8 protein-coding genes and 1 pseudogene are annotated in these 8065 nt (G+C 73.3%); 4 read left to right on the forward strand and 5 right to left on the reverse strand.

The features are described 5' to 3' along the window. Positions 1–321: pseudogene (locus AB0H81_RS42535) on the reverse strand (bifunctional glutamine-synthetase adenylyltransferase/deadenyltransferase); the annotation flags it as partial. Between the two features lie 81 nt (positions 322–402). On the opposite strand from AB0H81_RS42535, the gene AB0H81_RS42540 reads away from it, so the two are divergent. After that, positions 403–990 (forward strand): HXXEE domain-containing protein, encoded by a 588-nt coding sequence (locus AB0H81_RS42540; RefSeq protein ID WP_358387504.1) that lies wholly within the window; start codon positions 403–405, stop codon positions 988–990. 130 nt (positions 991–1120) lie between these two features. On the opposite strand, the gene AB0H81_RS42545 is transcribed toward AB0H81_RS42540, so the two are convergent. After that, the gene (locus AB0H81_RS42545) at positions 1121–1795 is read right to left on the reverse strand and encodes a type 1 glutamine amidotransferase (protein WP_358387507.1); all 675 of its coding nucleotides are present in this window, start codon (positions 1793–1795) and stop codon (positions 1121–1123) included. A 169-nt stretch (positions 1796–1964) separates the two neighbouring features. Here AB0H81_RS42545 and AB0H81_RS42550 point away from each other — a divergent pair, with 169 nt between their 5' ends. Further along, positions 1965–2810 (forward strand): alpha/beta hydrolase, encoded by an 846-nt coding sequence (locus tag AB0H81_RS42550; protein ID WP_358387510.1) that lies wholly within the window; start codon positions 1965–1967, stop codon positions 2808–2810. 132 nt (positions 2811–2942) lie between these two features. On the opposite strand, the gene AB0H81_RS42555 is transcribed toward AB0H81_RS42550, so the two are convergent. Continuing rightward, positions 2943–3656, reverse strand: a complete 714-nt coding sequence (locus AB0H81_RS42555) for a hypothetical protein (RefSeq protein ID WP_358387514.1) — start codon at positions 3654–3656, stop codon at positions 2943–2945. Between the two features lie 479 nt (positions 3657–4135). Between AB0H81_RS42555 and AB0H81_RS42560 the strand changes: the two genes are divergently transcribed. After that, positions 4136–4843, forward strand: coding sequence for a hypothetical protein (locus AB0H81_RS42560; RefSeq protein ID WP_358387517.1), 708 nt, complete (start codon positions 4136–4138; stop codon positions 4841–4843). A 94-nt stretch (positions 4844–4937) separates the two neighbouring features. On the opposite strand, the gene AB0H81_RS42565 is transcribed toward AB0H81_RS42560, so the two are convergent. Together AB0H81_RS42565 and AB0H81_RS42570 are read right to left on the reverse strand one after the other, a co-directional pair. Beyond that, positions 4938–6248 carry a YncE family protein gene (locus AB0H81_RS42565; protein ID WP_358387520.1) on the reverse strand — a complete coding sequence of 437 codons (1311 nt, stop codon included), beginning with the start codon at positions 6246–6248 and terminating at the stop codon, positions 4938–4940. A 361-nt stretch (positions 6249–6609) separates the two neighbouring features. Beyond that, the gene (locus tag AB0H81_RS42570) at positions 6610–7119 is read right to left on the reverse strand and encodes a MarR family transcriptional regulator (protein ID WP_358387523.1); all 510 of its coding nucleotides are present in this window, start codon (positions 7117–7119) and stop codon (positions 6610–6612) included. A 103-nt stretch (positions 7120–7222) separates the two neighbouring features. On the opposite strand from AB0H81_RS42570, the gene AB0H81_RS42575 reads away from it, so the two are divergent. Next, a complete protein-coding gene (locus tag AB0H81_RS42575; protein WP_358387526.1) occupies positions 7223–7732 on the forward strand; it encodes a cupin domain-containing protein in 510 nt (169 codons plus the stop codon). The last annotated feature ends 333 nt before the right edge of the window (positions 7733–8065 follow it).

Here is an 8065-nt window from a genome sequence, read left to right on the forward strand (position 1 = left end):
GTCCGGGTCGGCGGCGGCCAGCAGGCCGAGGTGGCCGGGGTGGCGGACGAGGTGGTCGCCCAGGGCGGCGCTCACGCCGAGCACGGCCAGGGCGTGCTCGCGCAGCCGCTCGTCGGCCCGCAGCGCGCCGATCGCCTCGGGGGCGCGCTCGGCCAGCCGGGTCAGCGACAGCAGCGCCAGATCGGGGTCGGCGACGTCGACCAGCCCGTCGAGCAGGTCGTCCAGCTCGCCTCCGGCCTGCTCGACGAGCCGCGCGGCGGTCGCCCCGTCGGCGAACCCGAGCTTGGCGAGCCTGGCGGCGGTGGACTCGATCCTCGGCACCCCTCCATCTTGACAGGCCCTCCCGTGACCGGCATAAAGTGCAACGCAACGTTGCGTTGTGTTTGGGTGAGGGAGGCTGCGATGGAGGCTCACTCGGGAGCCGGCGACGCGGGCACGGGCGGGGTTCCGGCGGCGGTGACCTGGGGGCTGCTGGCCGCCTGGGCCCTGCACGACGCCGAGGAACTCGCCACGATGCCCGGATGGGCGCGGCGGGCCCGCCCCCGGCTGGAGCGGCGCTTCCCCGGCGTCCCGTGGGAGCGGCTGGACGTGTCGCGGGCGCACGCCACCGTGGCGATCGGCCTCATGGGCGGAGCCGTGGCGGCCCTGTCGGCCGCGGGCGCGCGCACGGGCGGGCGGAGCCCGGCCTTCCAAATGGCGCTGGCGGCGTTCGGGCTGCACGGGGTCGCCCACGTGGCGCAGGCGGCGCTCACCGGCGGCTACACGCCCGGCGTGGTGACCTCGCCGCTCGTCGTCATCCCGTTCACCGTGTGGGCGCGTCGGCGGCTGCGCGCGGCCGGGGTGGAGGCTCCCCGCGGGGGCGCGCTCACGGCGGGCGCGGTGGCGGCCGTCCCGCTGCTGCTGGCGGGCGTCCACACGGCGGCCCACGCCCTCACCCGGCGCCGCCGGAACACTCCACGTGCCGGCGCGCCGCGCGACCGCTGGTACTGACCCGCGGCCGGCACCGACCCGGGGCGACCGCCGGCGGCCCTGCTCGCGAGGACGCGCGCCCAACCGGTCCTGACGACCTGCGCTCAGCCGCCTCCGACGATCCCCGCCCAGCCGCCCTGACGCCCTGTGCTCAGTCGCCTCTGACGACGGACGCGAACGCCTCGGCCACAGGACGCCAGGTGGACACCAGCTTGTCCTCGGCCCCCCGTACCGCCGAGACCAGCTCCTCCGCCCGTTCCAGGGTGGAGCCGGCCGCCCACGACGCGAAGATGCCGGGCGTGGCCTCCGGGTGGAATTGCACCGCCCAGGCGCTCTCCCCCAGCCGGTACGCCTGGTTGGGGTACGGGACGCCGGTCATCAGCGGCACCGCGCCCTCCGGCAGCCGCGCCATCACGTCCTGGTGGTACTGGATCGCCACCGCCGTGCCGATCCCCGCCAGCAGCCGGTCGGAGGCGGCCTCGGGCAGCGCGGTCACCTCGCACAGCCCCACCTCCAGCCCGTCGCCGCCCCGTTCGACGGCGCCGCCGCAGGCCATCGTCATGAGCTGCGCCCCGAGGCAGACGCCGAGCGTGGGCGTGCCGTCGAGGACGGAGCGGCGCAGCAGCTCGCGGGTCGCGGGCAGCCAGGGGCAGCGCTCGTCCTCCCACGCGGCGGCCTCGCCGCCGAGCACGACGAGTCCGTCGGCGGCCCGTTCGGGCACCTGCTCGCCCCGGTACGGCCGGACGACGTCACAGACCGGGCCGAGCCATCCGGACAGGTAGCCGAGCCCGGCCTCGGCCTCGTGCTCGATAACGGTGATCCGCATACCGGGTAATTTATCCGCAACCTCCGCATAGCGGTCATGACCTCCGGTTCGACGCTGCCGAGACCGCGAAGACGGCCGGGGCCCGCGACCGGCCGAGCCGGGCCGGCACGTCCCGGACGTGCCCTTCCGGGAGGTCTGTCTCTAGGATCCGGTTCATGAGGATGGACTCATGAGGGTGGACGAGGTCGGCGGGCTGCGCATCGCCACGTTCGGGGACGGGCCGCGCGTGGTCATCGCGGTCCACGGGATCACGGCGTCGCTCATGGCGTGGGCGGCGGTGGGGCGGCGGCTGCCGGAGGGCTGGTCCCTGGTGGCGATGGACCTGCGCGGCCGGGGTCACAGCTCCGGGCTGCCGGGACCGTACGGGCTGCCGAGGCACGCCGAGGACGTGCTGCGCGTCGCCGACCACGTGGGCGCCGACGCCGGCGCGGTGCTCACAGGACACTCGATGGGCGCCTACGTCGCGGCGCTGGCGGCGGCCCGGCGGAACTTCGCCCGGGTCGTGCTGGTGGACGGCGGCCTGCCGCTGCCGCTCCCGGCGGGCTCCGACCCGGACGCGGCGCTGGCGGCCACGCTCGGGCCCGCGCTGGCCCGGCTGTCACGGACGTTCGCCACGCCCGAGGAGTACGTCGCCTTCTTCCGCGCGCACCCGGCCTTCGCGCACGCCTGGAACGACGACGTCGAGGAGTACGTCCGCTACGACCTGGACGGGCCGCCGGGGGCGCTGCGCTCCCGCGCCGCCGAGGACGCGGTGCGCGAGGACGGCCGCTGGCTGCTGACCGAGGCCGAGGAGATCGGGGCCGCCCTGACGTCGATCGAGGCGCCGCTGCGCCTGCTGCGGGCCCCGCGCGGGCTGCTCGACCAGGAGACCGGCATGCTGCCGGACGAGCTGGCCGCCGCCTGGACGGCCCGGCTGCCGCGCCTGGAGGACGAGGTCGTGCCGGACTGCAACCACTACACGATCCTGTTCGACGAGCGCTGCGCGTCGCTGGTCGCGGCCCGCCTCACCGGCTGAGCCTCTCCGGGGGCCCGGACGCGGACGGCCCCGGAACCTCGCGGGTTCCGGGGCCGCCGGACGTCTCGGCGCCCTCAGGGGCTCGGCGCCCTCAGGAGCTCGGGCTCTCGGGAAGGCGATGTCCTCAGGACGTCACCGCGGGGCGATCCAGGTGGCCCGGGCCGCGGCGACCAGCGTGCCGTCCACCTCGTAGATGGCGCTCTCGCCGAACAGCTTGCGCCCCTCGCGACCGGTGGCGCGGGCCACGGCGGAGTAGGCACCGCCCGGGTAGACGCGGCGGTGGATCTGCAGGGTCAGGCGGCCGAGCAGCGCCGACTCGCCCGGCTGGAAGTGCGCCCACCCCGTGATGCAGTCGAGGACCGCGCCCACGATCGAGGCGGGCACGCCGTCGGCGTCGGCCACCGTGTGCGGCACCCGCCAGCCGGCCGCCACCACGTCCTTGCCCTCGACCGGGCCGGGGAAGACGCGCAGGCCGTCGCCCGGCTCACGCGGGCCGCAGGCGAAGCACTCGGGGAAGGCGTGCCCCTTCCACCCGGCGAAGCCGGCCTCGGCCCGGGCCGCGTCCTTGAACGGGACGAACTCGGGGGCGTCGAGGTCCTGAGCCACCGGGATGGCCTCGACGAGCAGCCGTTCGCCGTCGGAGAGGGTGACGGTGTTGGCGACGTGCTCCAGCCGGAGCTCGGTCTCCAGCGGGGTGGGGGCGTGCAGCGTGACTTCGACGGCTGATCGGTTGTCGTTGAACGCGTCCGCCATGGTCCCGGCTATCCAGCCGCCGTTGGCGGCTCCCACCGGTCCCCGGAAACGCTCGGGAACGGTCAACACGGTCTGCAGGGCAGCCGTCGTCATGCCTCACCCTCCCATATCGCTTCATCGCGAAAAATCCGAAATTACATATAAAGCAGGCCGATATTACCGGAGATCCGGACGGCCCGTACCAGGGGGAGGGCCGCCGATCAGCCTGCAACAGGACGTAACACTCCAGACCCACCGAAACCTTCCCACCCGTCTGCACCGAGGGCGACGGGGCCTGCGCGGCGCGGCTTCGCGCGGGAGTCCGAGGGTGGCGGATCAGCCGTACCCGTAAGATACGGGCGCTAAATTGCACGCATGCGACTTCAGCGTAGAAGTGACGTTGATCACTCCGCGAAGGTCTCTCACGTCAGGCGCCGGCCACCGCCCGCCGGGCTCGACGTCGAGCGGAAGCCGTCCGCGCTCGACGGCCTCGTCCGGCCGTGAGGGGACGGACGGCGTACTGTCACGGGTGTGACCATGCCATCCGGGCGTCCGGAGGGCGCGCCTCGTCACGGCCTCGGAAGGGGATGCGGATGAACGGCCTCGGCCCCCGCGCGGTCCTCGTGCCCGACCTCGGTGACGACCTGGCAGTGGCGATCGGCGCGCTGGAGCGGCTGCTCCTGGCACTGCGGGCCGCCGAGGAGAACGGCGCGGCACTGCCGCCTCCGCTGGCGGGCGGCGCCGCGCTCGCAGCGCTGCGGCGGCTCTGGCGCGCGGTGGCGCCCACACAGGGACGCCACGGCCGGGAACGTCCCATGCCCGCCGGGGAAGGCCACGTGTTCCCCCACGGACGTCACTCGCCTCGCGAGGGGCCCCCTCCGGCCGGGAGGCTGTACGCGCCGGGCGGCCGGGCCGAACTCGTCCCGCTGCGCCTGGTCGACGTCGACCCGCTGGACGTGGTCACCCTGTCGGCCGCCGCCGCGGCGCTCGGCCACGGCGCGAACGGGGCGGGAGCGGTACGGCGGGCGCTGGAGGAGACCGGCGGGGACCCGCCGGGCACGGACCTCGTCGTCGCGGCGGCGGGCTTCAGCGGACTGCTCGACCTGGCCGACACGGGCGAGTCCATCGTGCTGCGCGAACGGCTGGCGGCGGCCGGGCCGGGCGTGGACGTCGTGCTCACCCCCGTGCAGGAGACCGCCTACCACGCCACGGTGGAACGGCTCACCGCGATGTGGCCCGCCCGCCGGCCCGACCCGCCACCGCCTCCGGCAGGGGGCCGCCGGTCGCCGGCGGGATCGTGAGGCCGGGCGGGGTCCGCGGCCGTCCCCCGCCGGCGGACTCCGGGACAGCCCGGGGCTCTACCCGCGTCGGCGACCTCTGGGACAGCCCGGGGCTCTACCCGCCGGACCCGGTGGAACGCCCGCGGACGAGGCGCGCCGGTCCCGGCGGGGGCCCCAGCACGTCCACCGCCATCGCCGGCCCCGTCCCCGCCTCGCCGGACTCGCCCGCCCTTCCCGGCTTGCCAGGTTTGCCAGGCCGGGGCTTGCGGGGCGGGAGATGCGTACGGAGCTTGATGAGCCGGCCCACCGCGATGTTCTGCGTGTTCGCCTCGTTCAGGCCGTCGCCGACGTCGATGGTGGCGGTGACGCTCCGGCGCGCGGTGTCGATCACCACCACCGCGTCCTCCTTGCCGGTGGTGGCGGTGAGGTACGCGGTCTTGCCGTCGTGGCTGAGCGCCACCCCGATCGGCCTGCGGTAGCCGGGGATCGCGATGGTGGCCGTGACGGCGTTGGTCACGGTGTCGATCACCGTCAGCGCGCTTTCGCCCCTGTCGGCGACGGTGGCCACGTAGGCGCGGGTGCCGTCGTCGGAGACCGCCACCCCCAGGGGCGCGCCGCTGACGGGGATGGACTTGAGAAGGCCCCCGGTCGCCGTGTCGATCACCGACACCTGCCCGCGCTCCCAGTAGTTCCCGGTCACGTACGCGCGGTGGCGGAGCGGATGGACGGCGATCGCCCTGGGGGAGGCGGGCAGGGGGATGATCCGTGAAATGGCGTTGGTCCTGGTGTTGATGACGGTCAGGTTGGGAAAGGTGCCGTCCGCGCCCGGCGAGACGCCCACCAGCGCCCGGCGGCCCTCGTGATCGACCGCCACCGGGCCCGGATCGCCGGCGATGGGAATGGCGTCGCTGATGGAGTCGGTTCTCGCGTCGATCACCAGCACCTTGTTGCTTTTGTGAGAGAAGTCGAAATTATCCTCGATGGTGGCGTAAACCTGGGCGCCGTCCGGGGTGACCGCCACGCCCTGGGGGCCGTGGTCGACCTCGATCTCGTCGAGCACGTCGTTGCTGATGGTGCTCATCACCAGAATGGCGTCTTCGCCGTCCCGGGCGAGGTTCGCCACATAGGCGCGATCACCGTCGGGATCGAGCGCGATCGCGGCAGGGCAGCCGCCGGCCGGGGTGTACCCGGCGACGGTGTTGGTGGCGGGGTCGAGCCGCGTCACCGCGCCGTCGTCGAAGATGCCAGGGCAGCTGTTGGCCACGTAGGCGATCGTCGGGAACCTCGCCGGCCGGACCGGTGGCGGCGCGGCGGCGGCCGGAGCGGGTGGCAGCGGGAGCAGCCCGCAGGCGGCTACGGTCACGGCCATGCCGAGCCTGAGGCCGTACCGCCATCCGTGGATCACGTTCTTGGTCGGCGAGCGCATGACACGCATTATTCGGCGGACGTGATCGCCGAACACGGAGTGCTCCGAATGGGTCCGGTCAACAATGCGTCTGCGCGAGAAAAGGGAAATCCGAGCGGGCCGGGGTTGGCCGCGAATCCAACCACCCCCCTTTACTTCGTAGATCAGTAGGGAGCTGACGGCGAGCGTCCAGGCCCTGGCGTTCGGCGAGGCGGACGGCCGCCCGCGGCCGGCCCGCGGCGACCACGGCCGCACGATCCGCGCCTGGACCCGCTCGGAGCGAGCGGGTTCACCCGCGAGGCGACCGGCGGCCCCCGACGGCCCTGGCCTTCGCCGAGGCCGGGGATGGCTGATCACCAGGTCCGCGTCAAGCCGACGCTGTTCAGCGGCCGGTGTCGGCCTGTGTGTCGCCGTGGGACTCCAGCAGTCCTGCGAGCGTGGCCGCCAGGTGCCGACGCTCGTCGGCGTCGAGACTTTCCACGAGGCGGGCCTCGTTGGCCAAGTGGAGGGGAAGGAGCCGGTCGATCACCTCAAGACCCCGCGGAGTGAGGCGGATCTTGACGGAGCGGCGGTCGGTGGCGTCGGGTGTGCGGGTGACCAGGCCCTTGGTCGCCATGCGGTCGACCCGCAACGTGATCGCCCCGGTGGTGACGAGGGACGCCTTGAGGAAGACCTTCGCGGTCAGCTCGTAGGGCTCTCCCGAGCGCCGCAGCGTGGACAGGACGTCGAACTCGCCCGGCTCCAGGCCGTGCTCGCCGAGGAAGTCCTTGATCTCCTTGTCCCAGAGCCGGGACAGCCGCATGATCCGGCCGACGACGCCGATCGGCGAGACGTCGAGGTCGGGGCGTTCCCGACCCCACTGCTCCAGCACCGTCTCCACAGCATCCGCCACGGTTACCTCCTCGCCAGATAGGTGAGCGCTCATTTAATTGACACTCACGCAACTGCCAACTATCTTAGCACTCACCTAATCAGCCCTCACCCAAGGCGTGATCATGTCCTACCCCGACCCCCGCTACTTCGGTCAGCACGGCGAGACCAGCGCCACCTTCAGGCCCGCGACCAACGCGCCCGACTTCGTCTCCAAGCCCGTCGCCACCGACGGCCCCAACGTCGCCCAGGGCACCGCCTACCACTACCTGTCCACCACCGTCTCCACCGGCGGCGAATACGGCCTTTACCGGGTGGACATGGGGCCGGAGGCCGGCGGGCCCAGCACCCACTTCCACAAGTCGATGTCAGAGTCGTTCTTCATCCTGTCCGGCACCATGCGGCTGTTCGACGGCCGCCGCTGGATCAACGCCACCTCCGGCGACTACCTGTACGTACCGGTGGGCGGCCTGCACGCCTTCCGCAACGAATCCGGCGAACCCGCCTCCATGCTCATGCTCTTCGCCCCCGGCGCACCCCGCGAGGAGTACTTCGAAGGCGTCACCAAGCTGGCCGGCCTCAGCGAAGAAGAGCGTGCGGAGTTCTTCCTCCGCCACGACAGCTTCTTCGTCTGACCCCGTCCCCCGGCGCCGTCGCCTCCGCCGACGACGGCTCCAGGCGCTGCCCGACCGGTCAGCTCCGAAGCAGGTCCCGCGACCGCGCATCCAGCCCCCTCATCCGTGAAGCGAGCACTCCATGACCAACGTCGCCGTCATCTACTACTCCGCCACCCGCAACATCCACACCATGGCGAGGGCCGCGGCTCAGGCCGCCGAGAAGGCCGGCGCCGGCGAGGTCCGCCTGAGGAAGGTCGCCTGCTCGACACCCCAGCGGTCGAACAGGTACTGGAGTCCGTCGAGACCGCGGTCGCGGGCAAGGTGCTGGTGAACCTCACCAGCGGCTCTCCC

The organism is Nonomuraea sp. NPDC050691, assembly GCF_040654455.1.
GTDB lineage: Bacteria > Actinomycetota > Actinomycetes > Streptosporangiales > Streptosporangiaceae > Nonomuraea.

Excerpts from the sequence above, each read along its gene's own strand:
- AB0H81_RS42545 (WP_358387507.1), bottom strand. The coding sequence starts at position 1,795 with ATGCGGATCACCGTTATCGAGCACGAGGCCGAGGCCGGGCTCGGCTAC.
- AB0H81_RS42565 (WP_358387520.1), bottom strand. The coding sequence starts at position 6,248 with ATGCGCTCGCCGACCAAGAACGTGATCCACGGATGGCGGTACGGCCTC.
- AB0H81_RS42550 (WP_358387510.1), top strand. The coding sequence starts at position 1,965 with ATGAGGGTGGACGAGGTCGGCGGGCTGCGCATCGCCACGTTCGGGGAC.
- AB0H81_RS42575 (WP_358387526.1), top strand. The coding sequence starts at position 7,223 with ATGTCCTACCCCGACCCCCGCTACTTCGGTCAGCACGGCGAGACCAGC.
- AB0H81_RS42560 (WP_358387517.1), top strand. The coding sequence starts at position 4,136 with ATGAACGGCCTCGGCCCCCGCGCGGTCCTCGTGCCCGACCTCGGTGAC.
- AB0H81_RS42555 (WP_358387514.1), bottom strand. The coding sequence starts at position 3,656 with ATGACGACGGCTGCCCTGCAGACCGTGTTGACCGTTCCCGAGCGTTTC.
- AB0H81_RS42540 (WP_358387504.1), top strand. The coding sequence starts at position 403 with ATGGAGGCTCACTCGGGAGCCGGCGACGCGGGCACGGGCGGGGTTCCG.